13 protein-coding genes are annotated in these 19,187 nt (G+C 35.3%); 9 read left to right on the top strand and 4 right to left on the bottom strand.

Annotation, left to right across the window (positions count from 1 at the left end; genetic code table 11):
* Positions 1-128 precede the first annotated feature (128 nt).
* From ABN256_RS01730 to ABN256_RS01715, 4 genes are all read left to right on the top strand, one after another.
* The gene (locus ABN256_RS01730) at positions 129-620 is read left to right on the top strand and encodes a GNAT family N-acetyltransferase (RefSeq protein WP_196553474.1); all 492 of its coding nucleotides are present in this window, start codon (positions 129-131) and stop codon (positions 618-620) included.
* A gap of 185 nt (positions 621-805) precedes the next feature.
* The gene (locus ABN256_RS01725) at positions 806-1,714 is read left to right on the top strand and encodes an AEC family transporter (protein ID WP_197269165.1); all 909 of its coding nucleotides are present in this window, start codon (positions 806-808) and stop codon (positions 1,712-1,714) included.
* Positions 1,715-1,827: 113 nt separating this feature from the next.
* A complete protein-coding gene (locus tag ABN256_RS01720; RefSeq protein WP_197269166.1) occupies positions 1,828-3,096 on the top strand; it encodes a hypothetical protein in 1,269 nt (422 codons plus the stop codon).
* 74 nt (positions 3,097-3,170) lie between these two features.
* Positions 3,171-4,622 (top strand): AMP nucleosidase, encoded by a 1,452-nt coding sequence (locus tag ABN256_RS01715; protein WP_197269167.1) that lies wholly within the window; start codon positions 3,171-3,173, stop codon positions 4,620-4,622.
* Between the two features lie 93 nt (positions 4,623-4,715).
* Here the strand turns inward: ABN256_RS01715 and ABN256_RS01710 are convergent, their stop codons facing one another.
* Together ABN256_RS01710 and ABN256_RS01705 are read right to left on the bottom strand one after the other, a co-directional pair.
* Positions 4,716-5,708: a tyrosine-type recombinase/integrase gene (locus ABN256_RS01710; protein ID WP_072068151.1), complete on the bottom strand. Its 993-nt coding sequence runs from the start codon at positions 5,706-5,708 to the stop codon at positions 4,716-4,718.
* Positions 5,709-6,038: 330 nt separating this feature from the next.
* The gene (locus ABN256_RS01705) at positions 6,039-7,073 is read right to left on the bottom strand and encodes an isoaspartyl peptidase/L-asparaginase family protein (RefSeq protein WP_349438999.1); all 1,035 of its coding nucleotides are present in this window, start codon (positions 7,071-7,073) and stop codon (positions 6,039-6,041) included.
* A gap of 844 nt (positions 7,074-7,917) precedes the next feature.
* Between ABN256_RS01705 and ABN256_RS01700 the strand changes: the two genes are divergently transcribed.
* The 5 genes from ABN256_RS01700 to ABN256_RS01680 all read left to right on the top strand — a co-directional run bounded on the left by ABN256_RS01700 (position 7,918) and on the right by ABN256_RS01680 (position 15,325).
* Positions 7,918-8,991: an HlyD family secretion protein gene (locus ABN256_RS01700; RefSeq protein ID WP_340896575.1), complete on the top strand. Its 1,074-nt coding sequence runs from the start codon at positions 7,918-7,920 to the stop codon at positions 8,989-8,991.
* Entirely contained in the window at positions 8,988-11,756 is a 2,769-nt protein-coding gene (rbbA, locus tag ABN256_RS01695; RefSeq protein WP_349438997.1) for a ribosome-associated ATPase/putative transporter RbbA, read from the top strand. The genes ABN256_RS01700 and rbbA overlap by 4 nt, the downstream gene beginning before the upstream one ends.
* Entirely contained in the window at positions 11,757-12,884 is a 1,128-nt protein-coding gene (locus ABN256_RS01690; RefSeq protein ID WP_196552983.1) for an ABC transporter permease, read from the top strand.
* 819 nt (positions 12,885-13,703) lie between these two features.
* The gene (locus tag ABN256_RS01685) at positions 13,704-15,008 is read left to right on the top strand and encodes an insecticidal delta-endotoxin domain-containing protein (RefSeq protein WP_196552984.1); all 1,305 of its coding nucleotides are present in this window, start codon (positions 13,704-13,706) and stop codon (positions 15,006-15,008) included.
* Positions 15,009-15,019: 11 nt separating this feature from the next.
* On the top strand, positions 15,020-15,325 hold the full coding sequence (locus tag ABN256_RS01680) for a hypothetical protein (protein ID WP_072068145.1): 306 nt from the start codon (positions 15,020-15,022) through the stop codon (positions 15,323-15,325).
* Positions 15,326-15,804: 479 nt separating this feature from the next.
* On the opposite strand, the gene kdpE is transcribed toward ABN256_RS01680, so the two are convergent.
* Complete coding sequence (kdpE, locus tag ABN256_RS01675; protein WP_349438995.1) at positions 15,805-16,488, bottom strand: two-component system response regulator KdpE; 684 nt, start codon at positions 16,486-16,488, stop codon at positions 15,805-15,807.
* Positions 16,485-19,187, bottom strand: coding sequence for a two-component system sensor histidine kinase KdpD (kdpD, locus tag ABN256_RS01670; RefSeq protein WP_349438993.1), 2,703 nt, complete (start codon positions 19,185-19,187; stop codon positions 16,485-16,487). Before kdpD ends, kdpE begins: the two co-directional genes overlap by 4 nt.

Below are 19,187 nucleotides of genomic sequence, written 5' to 3'. Positions count from 1 at the left end.
TTCCTTCTACAAAAACATATCATGCTCTAAAAAAAAGTAACACCAAAAAATTAAAAAATTTAAAATGCACTATTAGAATAGAGTTTTTTACTGATTCAAGGTTTTTAATTCTAATGAATAAGATGGAAATGAGTATGATTCAACTTAGACTTGCTGAACCACAGGAAGCAAAACGATTGTGGTATTTACGAAATCAAGCTTTACGATTTGGTTGTGAGAATGTTTATCCAAAAGATATTTTAGCTGCTTGGACTCCCGATGAAATGCCAGATGGATATCGACAAGCTATAATAGATAATCCATTTTATGTAATTGATTATAAAGAATATAATATTCCCGTTGCTTCTGGATTTTTAGATGTCAAAACAGGTTTTGCTGAAGCCATTTTTACATTACCAGAATATATGGGGAAAGGATTCGCAGGGCTTATTTTAAAACAGTTAAAACATGAAGCAATAAAGAGGGGGCAAAAAAAGCTATTTTTGGATGCAACACCTAACGCAGTAATATTTTATTTAAAACAAGGTTTTAAGGCATTAGAAGAACGTGAGTATTATTCTGATTTAGCGAAAGCAAATTTACATTGTTATCGAATGTACATTGATTTAGATAAGCTTTAGGATTTTATGCTCATAAAAAGAAAGTTTGTACTTAATCATATAAAAATAAAAATGTTATTCTAAAAATGCGATATTAGTATATTTTTATCATATTTTGAGTTGCTTATTGTATTAACAACATAAAATAGCAATCGCTCTGATGTTGCGATATTGTAAAGTATCACGATATCTTTAGGATAAATATTATGCAAAATGTGTTGTTAACGTTATGGCCTTTATTTGCGTTAATTGCGCTAGGTGCAATTTTAAGAAGAAATAAAACGTTCGAGCCCGCTTTTTGGGTTGGGGCTGAAAAATTAAATTATTTTTTACTTTTTCCTGCTTTACTGATCAATAGCCTAGCAAATGCACCTTTATCTGATCCTCAATTACCCCACCTTGCTGGGGCTATTTTTTCTGTGGTCATTATTATCACGCTGTTATGTACTGTATTGAAAAAAATTACGGGTTGGTGTGCAGGGCGTTTTGGTGCAATTGTTCAAGGTAATATTCGGTTTAACACTTATTTAGGTTTAGCGATTGTTGCTGATCTATTTGGTGTTGAAGGATTAGGAATAGCCGCATTAATATTGGCAACGCTAGTTCCATTATCCAATGTCACTTCAGTGCTTTGTTTAACCGCGGGACAAAATGTGACTTTGCGTCAATTAATAGTACCTATCATAAAAAACCCTTTAATCATCTCTTGTGTTATTGGGATCATAATAAATCTATCAGGGATTGGGCTTCCTTTCGGTAGCGATCAGTTTCTCAAGTTGTTAGCTGCAACTAGCTTGCCATTGGGGCTTATTTGTATTGGTGCGGCATTACATTTATCAACACTAAAAGCAGAAAGTAAAATGATTGGTATTAATACTGTTACTCGTTTACTTATTGTGCCAATCATTGCGTATAGTGTTGCTTATTTTTTAGATTTATCTTCATTAGTTATGGTGCTTCTGGTTGTTTTCTTTTCTATTCCAACAGCCCCAACTTCTTATATTTTAACCCGACAGTTAGGGGGGGATTCGGAGCTAATGGCAGGCATCATTACTTCTCAAACTATGCTTGCGGCTATTACCTTACCGATCGTATTAGGTTTTTTAATCCCATAATTTTTAAGGGAATACGACTGATTTAATTTATATTGGATGATTTTTTATAGAATAGTCTCAATAAAAATGTTCTTCTCTTAAATATAAATTTAATTATTTGAGAGGAATTTGCGATGAATGTGAAAATTAATAAAAATGATATTTCCACTTCACAAATATTAAGAATATCACAAGGAAAAGAAATAAAAGATGTTATGTCTTTGTGGGCTAAAATAAAAGATTGGTTTCAATCAAACAAAAGAGAAAAAGCTCTAAAAATAATTGAAAATATTGTATCTAAGGCACAATCTGATGATAAGAACCATTTTAAAATGGCATATCATATTTTAATGTTAAAAGCGATGTCCTCGGATGCATATAAAGAAAGAATAAAAATTTCCATTTATGATAGTTTAGATAATCATAATAATAAAAATATTACTATTTTAATTGATGATTATAATATTTTTATAAAGAATGTAGATAATGAGCAGCTTAGTAAAATATCAAAAATAATTAATATATTTAATCGACATTCATCAGTTTTTTCCAATGAAATCGCATTAAAATGTCTATATGAAAAATTAGATCAAAATGAGAGTGAAAGTAAGGATAATGATCGGATTTTTGCTGAATTATATCTTGAATTAGATAAAAAAATAAGTTCTGGTGAAATAGATTTAGCGCTTAATAAAAGTAATTTTAATCAAGTTGATTTTTATGCAATAAGCGGGCTTGTAAACAAAGCAATCGATAAAAATGATACTAATTTAGATATAAAAAAGGCACTCAGAAAAGATATAAATAGAGATACTTATATTGTCAATGGTGAAAAAATAAAAAGCAAAAATCAAGAAGAGGCAATGCAACAATTTGAATCTTTAATACAAAATTTATCAGAGAAAAATAAAAAAGCAATCTACTATTTACTAAATCAAGAAGGTATCACCTTAATTAAATCATATAATACCGCTCTTGATTACTACACATTGACAACATCTTTTTCAGGCGATGATATTGTTAAGCAAGAAAAAGTTTATAGCATAAAGAGTCTTTCTAATAATCTGATAGAAGTAAAAATAAAATATTTAAAAAAAAGTAGCGATAAAAAAAATCATAATATTATCTTAGCTAAACCATATGAAAGTAAGTTATATAATTTTATATATGATATGGTGGTTACTAATAATAACCTCGAGCCAAATGATGATAAGCGCTTAAATAAAAAGATCCAAGAGATAAAAAAACAACTAAATGAGAAAGAACTCAATCTAGGCGAGAAGTTCCTAGATCTATTGTATCGAGATAAAATAATTAATGAAGATAGTATTGATATTACGCTAAAACTAAATAAAGGAGAGTTAGTCTCTTTAGATGGAGAATGCACATATAGATTTTATTAATCTTATCCTTTGGTCAAAACAGAGCTTCTTGCTATTATGGTTATAAAATCAATAATAAGTAAAAGGCTCTTTTTATGTCACAACTTCATTACCTTGAAATTCAAAAAATTATTATCAAATTAAAACAACAATATCAAAACTCCGTTGACGCTTTACGTAATGCAATTGTTGATTATGCACAAAATGGAACATTACCCGATGTAAAGCAAAGAGCAGAAGGGTTATTTGCTTATCCTCAATTAACGGTATATTGGTCTGGTGAAATAAAAACAGAAGATAAAACGAGAGCTTATGGACGTTTGTCTCGTTCTGGTACTTATTCCACCACTATTACGAATCCTGCTTTATTTGAAAATTATTTGTCAGAACAACTGCAACTTATTGCTGATGCCTATCATGCAACTTTTGAAGTCAGCGCCTCAAAACAAGAGATCCCTTATCCTTTTGTAATTGATGGAACAGGTATTGGTTTTGATAGAAAAATGAGTGCCTCTTTAGCAAAATACTTTCCAACAACTGATCTATCTAAAATTGGTGATGAAATTACTGATGGTTTAATTTGTGATAGGGAAATATTGCCACTTTCTCATTTTGATGCTTTACGTACTGATTTCTCACTGGCACGTTTAAAGCATTACACTGGTACATTGGCTGAAGATATTCAACCCTATATTTTATATACGAATTATAATCGTTATGTTGATGAATTCGTTCGTTGGGCATGTGATCAAGTCGCGGATGAAAATAGTCCATATTGCGCACTTTCCTGTGCTGGATTTCAACGAATTACAGCAGACACTGTTGATCCTGAAAAGTTAATATCAGATTTAACTTGGAAGAAATATCAAATGCCTGCCTATCATTTAATTGCTAAAGAAGGTCCCGGAATAACATTAGTTAATATTGGTGTTGGCCCTTCAAATGCGAAAACAATTTGTGATCACTTAGCGGTTTTACGGCCTCATGTTTGGTTAATGATTGGTCATTGTGGCGGATTACGTGAAAGCCAACAACTTGGCGATTATGTTTTAGCCCATGCTTATTTGCGTGATGATCATATTTTAGATGATGTTTTACCACCTGATATCCCGATCCCAAATATTGCAGAAGTACAACGTGCACTTTATGACGCCACTAAAGCAGTCAGTGGAAAACCAGGGCATGAAATAAAACAAAGATTAAGAACAGGAACCGTTGTTACAACGGATGATCGTAATTGGGAATTACGTTTTTCGGTATCAGCCAGACGATTTAATTTAAGTCGTGCGGTTGCTGTTGATATGGAAAGTGCCACTATTGCGGCACAAGGTTATCGTTTTCGAGTGCCTTATGGCACATTATTATGTGTATCTGATAAACCATTACATGGTGAAATTAAATTACCCGGTCAGGCTAATCATTTCTATGAGGGCGCTGTGTCAGAACATTTGCAAATTGGTATTCAATCTATTGAGTTACTTAAACAAGAAGAAAGTAATTTACACTCTCGAAAATTAAGAACATTTAATGAACCACCTTTCAGATAAACTATAAGTGATAAAACCCCCCAATTATAATCAATTCAATAAGTTGGGGGGTTTATTTGATATCATCAAAAGTAAGTTATTCAAAAATAAAACTTAAAAACGTAAATGGCGAGCTGCTTTTCTTAGTCGATCATCTCCACGTCGGTCATAACGCTGAGTTGTCATAATACTGGCATGACCCATTGCATCTTTTACAGTTACAATATCTTCGCCATTATCAAGCATTGCGGAAGCAAAAGTTCTTCGAAGATCATGGGGAGCAAATTTATCAATGCCACTTTCTTGCTGACGAGTTTCTAAAATATAGTAAATAGCTTGGTCTGTAATTCGTTCAGTTGTTACATCGTCAAAACGACGAATTCGAGTGAAAAGGGGACCATCTTGAGTACCTCTTATTTCATCAATCCATAACTGAACACGATCCCAAGTATCATCGGGCATATAAGACATTCTTTCTTTATTACCTTTACCTCTGACAAGAAAGGCTTGATCACGAAATTGAATATGCTCGTAATTAATAGCGACTATTTCTGAACGGCGTAATCCACAACCCAATAGCACACTTAATATTGCAGCATCTCTTAAACCTTTCGATGTATTGTCTTTTTCACAGCTTTTAAATAAAGAACGAATTTCATGACTTGTTAATGCGCGGCCTTTAGGTAATCGACTTCCTCTGACAGATTTAACTTGGCGGATATGCTGATAACTTTCAGTATCCATCTGTTTCATTGCCCATGCTTCTAAAGCAACACCTTTTAATGCAGCAAGATAAGTATTGATTGTGGCAGGGGCTTTATTGGCATCAGATAACATATCAATAATAGCTTGAATATGATGACGACGAAGAGCACCCCATTGGCAATTTTTAAGAGAAGAAAAACCAATCATTTTGGCAACAATAGTTAAAAACGATCCCATCGTTTGACGACTACGTTTCGATCCTAAACTCATTAAATAAGCCATTGCGGGATTAGTGTGAGATGGAGTGGTGAATGTTGCATTCAGATCCAATAATGCTTGTTTTTCAGACAGCACTAGCGATGTTTCAGGTGTTAAATCCCGATCGTCATGGTGAAATTCCACTGTGATTTCCTTATTAAATCAACATAACCATGGTGAATATTCTAACAGATCCAAAAAAGAAAAAAGCTACTTTTTCAAAGGATCATTTTAATAAGTAGAGTTGATCTTGTTTGTTTTTACATCACTTAGTGCGTTAATTGAACGCAATTGGTGTGAATAGTAATCAAGCTGAGTTGGCGCTAAAATTAAGAATAAATTTCTTTCAGAAAAATGTAGGAAATAAGACGAATAATAGGAGATTGGCTAAGATTTCGTACCCAATTTCTCCCTTATTTTTAAATAGAAAAAATGAAGATCTTGGGTACGAAATAGAAAAATGACTATTTAAATTTACTCTTTATAAATAGCAACAACAGGTTTTCCATCATTACCGATAGTGCCACGGTACATACCTTCAGAATTAAAACTCATCGTATAGTTGCCAGATTTATCTAATACGATAACACCACCACTTCCATTAATAGCTTTAACTTCATCAAGTGCATTTTGTGCCGCTTTCTCTAAAGGTAGATTTTGATATTTAACTTGGGCTGCAATATTAAAGGCGGTTAATGTACGGATAAACATTTCACCAGAACCTGTTGCGGATACAGCAACTGTTTCATTATCGGCATAGTTTCCTGCACCAATAATAGGGGAGTCGCCAACTCGGCCATAGCGTTTATTAGTCATTCCCCCAGTTGAAGTTCCCGCTGCTAAATTACCATGTTGATCCAGTGCAACAGCACCTACTGTGCCATATTTATAATCGTACATCATCGGATCAATAAAAAGTGCAGCTGTTTTTCCATCATGATCTAAAACGACTTGTTCTTTTTCTATCGCTTTTTGAAGTTGTTGCCAGCGATGTTCGGTACGGAAATAAGAAGGGTCTACAATGGCCAGCCCTTGTTCTTTAGCAAAAAGATCTGCACCATTTGACACCATTAAAACATGAGGGCTTTTTTCCATTACCGCAATAGCAGCATTTATAGGATTTTTAACTGTAGTGACACCAGCAACAGCACCGGCATTGCGTGTTTTCCCATCCATAATAGAAGCATCTAGTTCATTGCGTCCGTCATGGGTAAAAACGGCGCCTTTTCCTGCATTAAAGAGAGGAGAATCTTCCATTACATTAATCGATTTTTGAACTGCTTCTATACTAGTGCCTCCGCTATTCAAAACAGCATATCCCGCATTTAATGCTTCAGTCAGTTTTTCTTTATATTCTTTTTCTTGTTCAGGGGTGATCGTGTCTTTAGTAATTGTGCCTGCACCACCATGAATAACAAGGCGAATTGGGGATTGAGTATTAGCAAAAACAGAGGTAGCAAATAGAGTGCAAAGTGTCATTGTGGCGAGTTTATACTTAATATTATTCATATAACCCTTCTTATTTTAGATTAAAATTAATTTGATATTTTCATATGTTTTCTTATCGATTTGTTTCTAAATTTTAATTAATTACGAAATTTGGCTGTAATAACTAACTGCAATAATCACTATATAAAAAGTTTAGGACATGAGTGGTCTGAACACTTGAATTTATTGTTGATTTATCGATCTCTGTCATAGAGTGATTTTACCTTGTGATTTATTTCATAAGTTATTCAATGGGTTATGCTTTTAAAGCTTATTTTTATATCAAAAGAAATATATTAAGTAAGTGATAATAAATTACATTTAAAATTAACAATGATATTTTCAATAGATTACTTCTAGGTATCTAAAAATAGGCCTCAATTAATTTTATATAATAAATTCAACCTGTTGTCATATGGGATCACATTGTAGTTAACTAATAATTAGTTATTTTATAAAAGAAAATAAAAATACAAATGTCATTTTAATATTGATAGGTGGTTGATAACTAATTGTTATTATTTCGTTTGTATTTTAATGCAATAAAAGGGTGTTTTTATATACAATTTGTGTGCTTCTTCGAATAATCAAAAAGGGATAATGGATTCTGTGATAAATGCACTACATTAATTTGAGTTAAGGCTCTATTATTAATGACATAATATTTATAATTCATAAGGTTAGCTTTTAATATTTTATTTTTTTATTAGGCATAAGTTAGCTTTATTAATACAAATGAACTATTTTTAAATATAGATAAAATAAAAAATTAATCAGTTTTAACTATTTAACTATTTTCTGACATACAGCAGATAAACACATTTTGGGTATTATTTTATGGCTAAAGGAAGGTTAAATAATTTATATGAAAAATCAAAAAAATAGTCGTTTTTTTGTTTATGGTATTATTCTTGTCGCGATAATTGTTGCTGGTGTTTTTTGGTGGAAATCTCAAGCACCGGCACTTCCTTCTGGATTTGCTCAAAGTAATGGGAGAATAGAAGCAACCGAAATTGATATATCAACAAAAAGTCCAGGAAGAATAGACTCTATTTTAGTTCAAGAAGGTGATTTTGTTAAAGCGGGTGAAGTTTTAGCCAAGATGGATACTCGTACACTTAAAGAACAACTGCATGAAGTTCAAGCACAATTAAATCAAGCAAAAAGTAGTGTTGTTACTGCTCAATCTGCATTATCACAACGTAATAGTGAACAACTTGCTGCCCAAGCGGTGGTTCGTCAACGTATTGCCGAACTGGATGCAGCACAAAAAAGACTCAATCGTTCTCGTGCACTAGTAAAAACCAATGCTATTTCTATTCAACAATTAGATGATGATATCGCCAGAACTGAAGGAGCAAGAGCAGCCGTTGAAGCTGCCAAAGCGCAAGAAACGGCAACCATAGCTGCTATTGAATCTGCAAAAGCGGGTATTATTCAAGCAAATACAAAAGTAGATGCCGCAACAGCAACAGAAAGACGCATCATGGCTGAATTAGATGACAGTATTTTAAAAGCCCCTCGTAATGGTCGTGTTCAATATCGAGTTGCTGAGCCAGGCGAAGTTTTAGGCGCTGGTGGTCGTGTGTTAAATATGGTTGATCTAAGTGATGTTTATATGACCTTCTTTTTACCAACTGAAGCGGCAGGTCAAGCTGCTTTAGGCAGTGACGTTCATATTATTTTAGATGCAGCCCCTCATATTGTTATTCCTGCAAAAACGACTTATGTCGCTAGTGTTGCCCAATTTACGCCTAAAACGGTTGAAACAGATAATGAAAGGCTGAAATTGATGTTTCGTGTAAGAGCAAGAATTTCACCTGAGTTACTCGAAAAACATCTTGAATATGTAAAAACTGGATTGCCTGGTCGTGCTTATATTCGATTAGATAACAATCAATCTTGGCCAACTGATTTAGAGGTGAAATTACCACAATGAGTCAAACAATGAGAACGCAAAGTCATTCTCATATCATTGAATTGACTCATGTATCCCAACATTATGGTGATACCAAAGCACTTGATGATGTGACATTGACTATTCCAGCAGGAAAAATGGTCGGCCTAATAGGCCCTGACGGTGTAGGTAAATCGAGTTTAATTTCTCTTATTTCAGGAGCAAGAGAAATTCAAACAGGGCAAGTGATTGTTTTAAATGGTGATATGACCGATGTTGAACATCGAAGGGCTGTTTGTCCTCGTATTGCTTATATGCCACAAGGATTAGGTAAAAATCTTTATCACACACTTTCTGTTTTTGAAAACGTTGATTTTTTTGGCCGTCTGTTTGGTCAATCAAAACAAGAACGAGCAGAACGTATAAACGACTTACTTGAAAGCACCGGGTTAGCGCCGTTTCGTGACAGACCTGCAGGCAAACTTTCTGGTGGGATGAAACAGAAATTGGGTTTATGTTGTGCATTAATTCATGATCCTGAATTACTTATTCTAGATGAACCGACAACAGGGGTTGACCCTTTATCACGTGCTCAATTTTGGGATTTAATTAATCGTATTCGTAAACGTCAAACAAACATGAGCGTGTTAGTTGCGACTGCTTACATGGAAGAAGCCGAGCGTTTTGATTGGCTGGTTGCTATGGATGCCGGTAAAGTTTTAGCAACGGGTCATGCCAATGAGTTAAAAGTACAAACTCAGACGAATGAATTAGAAGCCGCTTTTATCGAGTTGTTACCTGAAGAAAAGAAAAAGAATCATCAAAAAGTTATTATTCCTCCTAGAGATAAAAGTGACGATGACGTGATTGCCATTGAAGCTAAAGATCTAACCATGCGTTTTGGTCAATTTGTTGCGGTTGATCATGTGAGCTTTCGCATTCCTAAAGGTGAAATTTTTGGTTTCTTGGGATCAAATGGCTGTGGTAAATCAACCACAATGAAAATGCTGACGGGATTATTAGAAGCCAGTGAAGGGCGAGCTTGGTTATTTGGTCAAGAAGTTGATCCTAAAGATATCGAAACTCGTCGTCGGGTGGGATATATGTCGCAAGCTTTTTCACTTTATAGTGAATTAACAGTACGACAAAATCTAGAATTACATGCCAAACTTTTCCATATTCCTGAAGAAGAAATTCCTCAGCGAGTCAAGGCGATGAGTGAACGTTTTAATTTAACCGATGTTGAAGATGTCCTTCCTGATGGTTTGCCATTAGGTATTCGCCAACGTTTATCCCTTGCAGTTGCAGTTATTCATAAACCCGAAATGCTGATACTGGATGAACCAACTTCAGGTGTTGACCCAATTGCACGAGATATGTTCTGGAACTTGATGGTTGACTTATCAAGACGTGACGGTGTCACTATTTTTATTTCAACCCATTTTATGAATGAAGCCGCACGCTGTGATCGAATGTCACTTATGCATGCGGGTAAAGTTTTAGTCACTGATACCCCAAGTAATTTAGTCAAAAATAGTCAATTTGATACCCTTGAAGAAGTCTTTATTGATTATCTTAAGAAGGCATCAGGTGAACAAGAAAACTCTGAACTTAATGAAAAAACACTACAACTTCCCGCATCTAGCGATGAAAGTGCAGAAAAAGCCTTAAAGCAAAGATTTAGTCTGCGACGTTTATTTAGCTATAGTATTCGTGAAGGCATGGAGTTGCGCCGTGATCCTGTGCGTCTAACATTGGCATTATTAGGAACGGTTATTCTCATGTTTATTATGGGATATGGAATTAGCATGGACGTTGAAAACTTACGCTTTGGTATTATGGATAGAGACCAAACGGGTTTAAGTCAAGCATATAGCCAAAATCTGTCAGGCTCTCGTTATTTTATTGAAAAAGCACCAATCACTGATTATGACCAACTTGAACGTCGGCTACGTAGTGGAGATATCACAGTTGCAATTGAAATTCCGCCTAACTTTGCCCGTGATGTTGCTAAAGGGAATACTGTAAAAATAGGAGTTTGGATAGATGGTGCGATGCCAAATCGTGCTGAAACAGTACGTGGTTATATTCAGGCGATGCACTTAACATGGATGCTTGATATGGCAATGCGTCAACCAACAAATGTAGTTGATAAATTATCACCGATTAATATCGAAACACGTTATCGTTATAATCCTGATGTAAAAAGTTTACCTGCTATTGTGCCTGCTGTTATCCCACTTTTATTAATGATGATCCCTGCGATGTTAAGTGCATTGAGTGTGGTACGTGAAAAGGAGCTGGGTTCTATTATTAACCTTTATGTTACACCTGTTACCAAGGCTGAATTTTTATTAGGTAAACAATTTCCTTATATTTTATTGGGAATGTTTAACTTTTTTATGCTCTGTGCGCTTTCGGTCTTTGTATTTGGTGTCAGTTTTAAAGGCAGTATGCTTACGCTCTCTTTAGGGGCATTGCTCTATATTACGATCGCAACAGGAATGGGGTTATTAATTTCTTGCTTTATGAAAAGTCAGATTGCCGCTATTTTTGGTACTTCAATTATTACCTTAATTCCAGCAACACAATTTTCAGGAATGATTGACCCTGTTTCATCACTAGAGGGTATTGGTAAATGGATAGGGCATATTTATCCTACTTCTCATTTCTTAACTATTGCAAGAGGGACTTTTTCAAAAGGATTAAATCTTTTTGATTTACCTTGGTCTTTTATTCCTTTGCTTATTACCATCCCTATTGTAATTGGGCTAAGTGTCTTTTTCTTGAAAAAGCAGGAGGCTTAAATGTGGCACACAATGCAAAATGTATTTAACTTAGGTATAAAAGAGCTACGAAGCCTCTCACGAGATAAGGCAATGCTGGCATTAATTGTGTTTGCTTTTACCGTATCGATTTACTCATCAGCAACGGTAACTCCGGGTTCATTGCACCATGCACCGATTGCGGTTGCTGATCAGGATAAATCACAATTATCTGCACGTATTGTAAATAGTTTTTATATGCCTTATTTTTTGCCACCTGCAGATATCACTCCTGAGCAAATAGATGGTTTGTTAGATAGAGGCGCTTATACGTTTGCATTAGATATCCCACCTAATTTTCAGCGTGATCTTTTAGCGGGTCGTAAACCGGAAATACAAGTTAATATCGATGCAACACGAATGAGCCAAGCTTTTTTAGGTAATAGTTATATACAAAACATTGTAATGGGAGAGGCGAAAACCTTTTTAGCCAAAAACAGAACCAACGACCCATTACCTGTTGATTTAGAAGTAAGAATGAGCTTTAACCCTAACTTAACACAATCTTGGTTTGGTTCCGTGATGGCAATTATCAACAATATCACTATGTTATCGATAGTATTAACAGGGGCCGCATTAATAAGAGAGCGAGAGCACGGAACCATTGAACATTTACTGGTTATGCCTGTAACTCCCTTTGAAATCATGCTTTCTAAGATATGGTCAATGGGGTTGGTTGTACTATTGGCATCGGTAATGTCATTAGTTTTAGTGGTAAAAACCTTGCTTAATGTACCTATTGAAGGCTCGGTTTTACTGTTTATGTGTGGTGTTGCTTTAAGCTTATTTGCGACAACTTCTATTGGTATTTTCTTAGGTACAATGGCGCGTTCAATGCCACAATTTGGTTTATTGATGATTATGGTTTTACTACCATTAAATATGCTATCTGGCGGTATGACGTCACGAGAAAGTATGCCTCAGTTTGTACAAGATGTAATGCAAACAATGCCAACGACACACTTCGTGAGTTTAGCTCAGGCCATTTTATATCGTGGTGCTGATTTCTCTATTGTATGGCCTCAATTTATTGTCTTAATTATTATTGGTTCTGTATTTTTCTCATTAGCCTTATTACGTTTTAGAAAAACAATTTCAGCTATGGCCTAATAAATTTTAAATATTAATCGATAAATTAACCTATTCTCTTCTATTATTAAATATAGAAGGAATAGGTTTTTTATTGATTCAATATATCTAATGTTGGTGTTTTTAATTAATGATAAGGTTTCAATAAATAATATTCACGAAGGTAAATAATCTATTTAAGGTAAGGCGTTAAATAAAATTCATTAATAAAGGATTTTATTCATTACTTGAATAACATAGTTTATATATTTTTATTGGTTGAGCTAAATTTATTTTTAATAAGGATAATTTTATGAGAATAATGAAGATATTAAAAAAAGTAACAATAGAAAGGAAAATTAATAAAGAATAAAAAATTGGCATGGATATAATGGATATTAAACCAATTAGAGATAAATTATAATTTGTTATTTTGGCATCAACATTCTTTAGATAATAATATTGGTTTAACAATAGATAGAGGTAAACAGCATTTTGTTTTTAATCCTGATGGTGTTTTACCAAATAATAGACATACAGTCGGATATACATGCTTAGAATCATAACCTAATGGTGATGACACCTTAATGCTAAGAGACTGTCTGAACAAAGCATAGACTATTTTTAGGAAAAGTCACTGAAACATAAGAAAATAATAGAAATAACTTGCGAAACCTTGCCTTGCGTTAGATTTATTACATTTCCCTTTGAAAAGTTATATACATCTGCACTATAAAATATAAGATTTTCTTATTGGTTTTTAATTTATTAGTTTCTGGCAAGGACGGAAACTAATCGAGAGAAAACACATTAAGTCACTCATTCTGTTTTTTATCATTGCTATAATTTAAGAGGCTAAATATGTCATCTACACTTAAGCTTAATGATGGTTTATCTGATATCGGAGCGATAATACATTATGGTATCAGTCAGATCCCAGTGGTCGGAGGTGTACTAAGCACCATTTTTGGCCTTTTATGGCCAACAGATAAGGAAGATATATGGAGCACGATTAAACAGGAAGTGCAAAGCCTTATTAATGAAGATATTCAAGAGGACGACTGGAATCGCCTTGTGGCCGCAGTAAGCGAGCTTCAGGATAAAGTATCATTTATCAATGACCAGTTAATTAATGCCCAGTATGATACTGCTGGCCCTGAACTGATGACAGTGGTTGTAGATCTCGTTGGAATTGAAGAAAACTTCAAAATAGAAGGGACTAATTTCAAATATGCATTTGCTCCACTTTTTGTCGCCGCTGTAAATTTAAAAATTGCCTTATATCTTGAAGGGATTAAATACTCTAATGAATTAGGATTAAGTCAGGATCAAGTTAATCAATTAAAGTCATTGCTTCAATCTGATATTCAGAACTCCAAGAGTTATTTATCTCCAATAAATTCGGCAATAGGCAGTACTTATCTTAACAACATACAGACCTACTTTAGTGTGAAGTTATATTATGGAACAAGTGTGTCTTTATTTAATGAACTATGGTCAGGGGATTATGAAGACTATAATGCTCCTGCACCGCTGGAAAATTACTACGTTCCAGTCATGGCAGCGGGATCTTTCTTTAAGCTTATAAGCCTAGATGGGCAAAATTACTCAGTACCTATGGCATTTGCTGAAGTCGCTGAAAACTCAATGATGCCTTCTACAAACATCCTAGGATCTTTATATCAAGAGCCAACATCTTATCCAGATGGCTATATTAATTTTATCGATGTTTATACAGACCTGTCAGTGTCACATCGAACTACTGGGTTAATGTTTACCTGTAGTGGGTCTGATGAACAATATGAAATGGGTATGACGCCAAATAACAATTACTCATTCAATGTTGGACAAAACACCATGAGTATTAATGTTGATGGTGGTGAGTTCATTAATCAGGTGTCCGTGAGAGCAGAATCTTTTGTTTCACAAATTGAGTTCACTACTAATCTTAATAATACAATGGTAGCAGGTCAGCATCCTGATGATGACCCTGTGCAAGAAGTCACTTTAGTCAGCCCATTTTCAATTAACTCCATGTATGTGGTCTCTGATGTTGCAGGATATATACAATCATCTGGCCATCAAATGTGTGGGATAGCGATTTCAGCAATATATAATAATGAACTTGCGATGCAATATGTCAGCAGTCTATATAAAAACAGTTAAGGAGGTGTGTTATGTCGACTACTAATTATGTTATTCAACCCTTGGAAACTGTTACAGTATGGGACGATGCTGAACCTATCATTCCAACAGTTACTAAAAGTGTAATTGTTACTAATAATGGTGAAACGAAATTAGAAGTTGTGAATTACTGGGCACCGCCATCACATGTTTTTTATCCCGATACCACATATTGGGTTGAACCCTATGACACGATTATCGTTCAAGCCCCCCAACGATCATTTTACTACTACAGAGTTAATGTAACTAACTCGGATGATACCAAGGTGGGTGCGGCTATCGTTGAAATTTTAGATTAACATTTACTTGATGGTCAGGAGATTCAATTACCTTTTTTGAATCTCCTGCCATAAGTAGTGGCGAGAGCTGATCTGGCGGCGACAATTCTTTAATGGCTACAATTATCGACTATTGCAAAAAACATCACATTTCCGTCAAAATGTTTGTATCCGTTCGATGAATCCCACCTAGCTTTTAAAATCCCAAGGGAGTAAACGGTCGATGTTGGGTGTGGGGTGACATAATTCATTCAAGCTTTCGAAGCCTTAATAGCTCAGATCTCTCATCAGAATTCAAACTACTACCTGATTGCTCAGAGTCGAACAGTTATAAAGTAATTTATCGGTGGTCCCCAGCAGTCAGAAAAGAAAGCGATAATGGTATGTTTTATGGTTTTTGGCCAGGTGAGATCTTACGAGGATTAGGTATGTATATTTTATATAAACAAGAAAACTGATTAATTAATAGATTAACTTTGCCTATCCTCAAATAGCCACAGTTAAGGCATAAATCGATAACCGATCCCGGTTTCTGTTATTAAGTGTACAGGACATGTGGGATCGACTTCTAATTTTTGGCGCAGATGCCCCATATAAATACGTAAATAATGGCTATGTTCGACAAAATTAGGCCCCCAAACATGTTGCATTAAATGCCGTTGAGTAAGCACTTTACCACTGTTATTAACCAATTCACTTAGTAAGCGAAATTCTGTTGGTGTTAAATGAACCTGTTCATTTTGGCGAGTGACAATGCGATTAACCCAATCAATAGTAATATCACCAAAGGTAAATTGTGTGTTTTCAGTTTCTTGCTTTACAAAACGACGTAGTGAAGCCCTTACTCTGGCAAGTAGTTCACTAATACCAAAAGGTTTCGTTAGATAATCATCAGCTCCCGCATCAAGTGCGTTTACTTTATCTTGTTCACCATCTCTTGCAGAAAGGACGATTACAGGCGTACTACTCCATTGGCGATAATCTTGAATAAAACAGAGTCCATCTTTATCAGGTAAGCCGAGATCAAGAATAACCAAATCGGGTTTTCTTGATGCGGCTTCAATTAACCCTCGTTGACATTCAGAGGCCTCATAAACACGAAAACCTTCGTTCTCTAATGCTAGCCGAACAAATCGTAAGATCTCTTTTTCATCTTCAATAATTAAAATGTTATATGGAGTCACTGTTTTATTTCAATCTCATCAATATCAGGGAGTGATTTTAAAGGTAAAACAAAGTGGAAACTTGCTCCACCTTTTTTATTGTTTTCAGCCCAAATTTCACCTTCATGCAAGCGAATAATCGCATTGCAAATCGCTAAACCTAATCCTACACCAGGAATAGCCGACTCTTTTACTGCGCGTGAAAATTTATTGAAAATATGCTGTAGCTGATCACAAGGGATACCATGACCTTCATCCCAAATTTCAACATGAATTTTTATTTCTTCTGTGTAGGCTTTTATGCCTAACTTTGTGTTTGATGCCGTGTACTTAACCGCATTTTCAAGTAGGTTCGTGATAACCCGTTCAATTAAATTACCATCACAATAAAGCAGTAAATCAGCCGGAATATCAATTTGTAATGGATGTTTATCAAGTAAATAAGAGAGTGACCGAATAGCACTTCCTGTAATTTCTTGCAACGAATTCCATTGTAAATTCACTTGAATACCACCTGATTGTATCCGTGCCATATCCAGTAAGTTATTGACTAAACGTGAAGTTGTGAGAATTTGTTGTCGAATTTGGTTCACTTGCTCAGTATGTGAAGAACCTTCGGCACTTAAATTCAGAAGTAATATCTCAGATTGACCAAAAAGCACAGTAAGAGGGGTTTTTAAATCATGAGAAAGAGCCGCTAAGAGTGCATTGCGTAATTGTTCTCGTTCTATATTAATTCGTGATTGTTCGGCCATTTCTGCCTGTTGTAATCGCTCAAGCGCATTGGCAATCAGACCATTAAACGTTTGTAATAATTGTTGTTGTTCAGGAATAAGTAATTGGCGAAGATTATTGGGTTCAATGGCTAAAATAGCCAAAACTTGTTGAGATGCACTAATAGGGTGTAATTGATAAGGCACACTTGGAAGCGTATCAGTGCCCGCGCCTGCAATTTGGTCTTTGTCATAACACCAACGTGCAATTGCATTATCAAGAGGTAAATGTCCCATTCCTTGAGCATGAAAAGGAGTTAACTTCTCTTGTTTATTGGGGATAAGCAAACAAACTTTGGCATCAAATGCACTTGATAGAAAATGATAACTTGTTTGAGCAATCTCTTGTAAATTTACCGCTCGACTAAGTTCTCGGGTCATCTCAAATAAATGGCGAGTACGTTGCTCTCGATAACGTGCAACCCGTGTTTGATAACGCATGCCTGCGGTTAAATTCCCTACTACTAGCCCAACAATAAGCATTACAGTAAATGTAATTAAATACTGCATATCTAAGACAGCGAGAGAAAAGTGAGGCTGTACAAAAAATAGATCAAAGCTAATAACATTAATTAATGCGGCAAAAATGGAAGGGCGACGGCCAAAAAAGAGAGCGATTAATACAACCCCCAATAAATAGAGTGTGACTAAATTGGCCTTATCAAGTGCTAATAGGAATGTACGAGAAAATAAGGTTATTGCTAAACATAATCCAATGGCTGTGAGATAACCTTTTATATTTTGTCGCCATTTATCATTTTGCAGTTGCGGTACTTTGGTTTTATAACGAAACTCCTCATCATTCAGAGCAACACTGATAACATGGAGATCAGGTGCATATCGCGCTAGTTTTTCAGCAAAACGCATACGTATCCAACGTTTTAGCCACTGCCACTTTTGATAAGTGCGCTGTCCAATAATCACTTTTCCTAAATTATGCTCTCTGGCATAACGGATCACTGCTTTTTCTGCATAATTGTCGGAGAGGATCGCAGTTCTAGCACCAAGATGTTTGGCCAGCTTTAATGAATGTAAAATTGCTCGGCGTTTATGTTCTCCAATTTGGTGAAGTTTAGGTGTTTCAACATAAATAGCATGCCATTGGCAACCAAAAGCAGCAGCATAACGCGCTGCTGTACGAACTAATTTATCGTTGCCACCATGAGCACCAAGGCAAACCATCAAGCTATCTGTTGTGTGCCAAACTGGGGCTGTTCCTTGACTATCGCGGAACTCTTTAACTTGTGTATCAACACGATCGGCCATACGACGTAAAGCTAATTCACGCAAGGCAATTAAATTACCTTTACGAAAAAAGTGTTCTATTGCACGCTCGGCTTGTCCTGCAATATACACTTTGCCTTCGTGTAATCGCTGTTGTAAATCGTCAGGTGGCAAATCCACCATAACTACTTCATCAGCACTATCAAAAATATAATCTGGAATTGTTTCTTGAACTCGAACACCTGTAATACTACCGACAATATCATTAAGACTTTCAATATGTTGTACATTTATCGTAGCAAGAACATCAATACCCGCATCCAATAGCTCTTCAATATCTTGCCAGCGTTTAGGATGTCGGCATTTATGGGGATTACTAAATGCCAATTCATCCATTAAGATCACCGCAGGGTGCCTTGCTAAAGCAGCATCTAAATCAAATGCTGTTAATTTTCTACCGTGATAATGAATACGTTGTGGTGGCAATACTGGCAATCCACTTAATAATGCCGCCGTTTCTTGGCGTTGATGTGTTTCAACCACGCCCACAAGAATGTCGATACCTTGCTGGTGGAGACGTTGAGCTTCTTGCAACATGGCGTAGGTTTTCCCTACGCCAGCACAAGCACCAAAAAATATTTTTAAACGCCCTCGAGTTGTTATTCGCGTTGAAGCGAGTAAATCATCAGGAGAAGGGCGTTGCCATTGTTGATCATGTTCCAT

The sequence above is a fragment of the Proteus sp. fly-1008 genome (assembly GCF_040140305.1).
GTDB lineage: Bacteria > Pseudomonadota > Gammaproteobacteria > Enterobacterales > Enterobacteriaceae > Proteus > Proteus vulgaris_B.
Note: the sequence above shows the minus strand (reverse complement) of the source record. Positions and strands in the feature narration are given on the sequence as shown.

What these genes read in the sequence shown, in the direction of transcription:
- ABN256_RS01730 (WP_196553474.1), top strand. Translation starts at nt 129, where the DNA reads ATGAGTATGATTCAACTTAGACTTGCTGAACCACAGGAAGCAAAACGA.
- ABN256_RS01725 (WP_197269165.1), top strand. Translation starts at nt 806, where the DNA reads ATGCAAAATGTGTTGTTAACGTTATGGCCTTTATTTGCGTTAATTGCG.
- ABN256_RS01720 (WP_197269166.1), top strand. Translation starts at nt 1,828, where the DNA reads ATGAATGTGAAAATTAATAAAAATGATATTTCCACTTCACAAATATTA.
- ABN256_RS01715 (WP_197269167.1), top strand. Translation starts at nt 3,171, where the DNA reads ATGTCACAACTTCATTACCTTGAAATTCAAAAAATTATTATCAAATTA.
- ABN256_RS01705 (WP_349438999.1), bottom strand. Translation starts at nt 7,073, where the DNA reads ATGAATAATATTAAGTATAAACTCGCCACAATGACACTTTGCACTCTA.
- ABN256_RS01700 (WP_340896575.1), top strand. Translation starts at nt 7,918, where the DNA reads ATGAAAAATCAAAAAAATAGTCGTTTTTTTGTTTATGGTATTATTCTT.
- rbbA (WP_349438997.1), top strand. Translation starts at nt 8,988, where the DNA reads ATGAGTCAAACAATGAGAACGCAAAGTCATTCTCATATCATTGAATTG.
- ABN256_RS01690 (WP_196552983.1), top strand. Translation starts at nt 11,757, where the DNA reads ATGTGGCACACAATGCAAAATGTATTTAACTTAGGTATAAAAGAGCTA.
- ABN256_RS01685 (WP_196552984.1), top strand. Translation starts at nt 13,704, where the DNA reads ATGTCATCTACACTTAAGCTTAATGATGGTTTATCTGATATCGGAGCG.
- ABN256_RS01680 (WP_072068145.1), top strand. Translation starts at nt 15,020, where the DNA reads ATGTCGACTACTAATTATGTTATTCAACCCTTGGAAACTGTTACAGTA.
- kdpD (WP_349438993.1), bottom strand. Translation starts at nt 19,187, where the DNA reads ATGGAACATGATCAACAATGGCAACGCCCTTCTCCTGATGATTTACTC.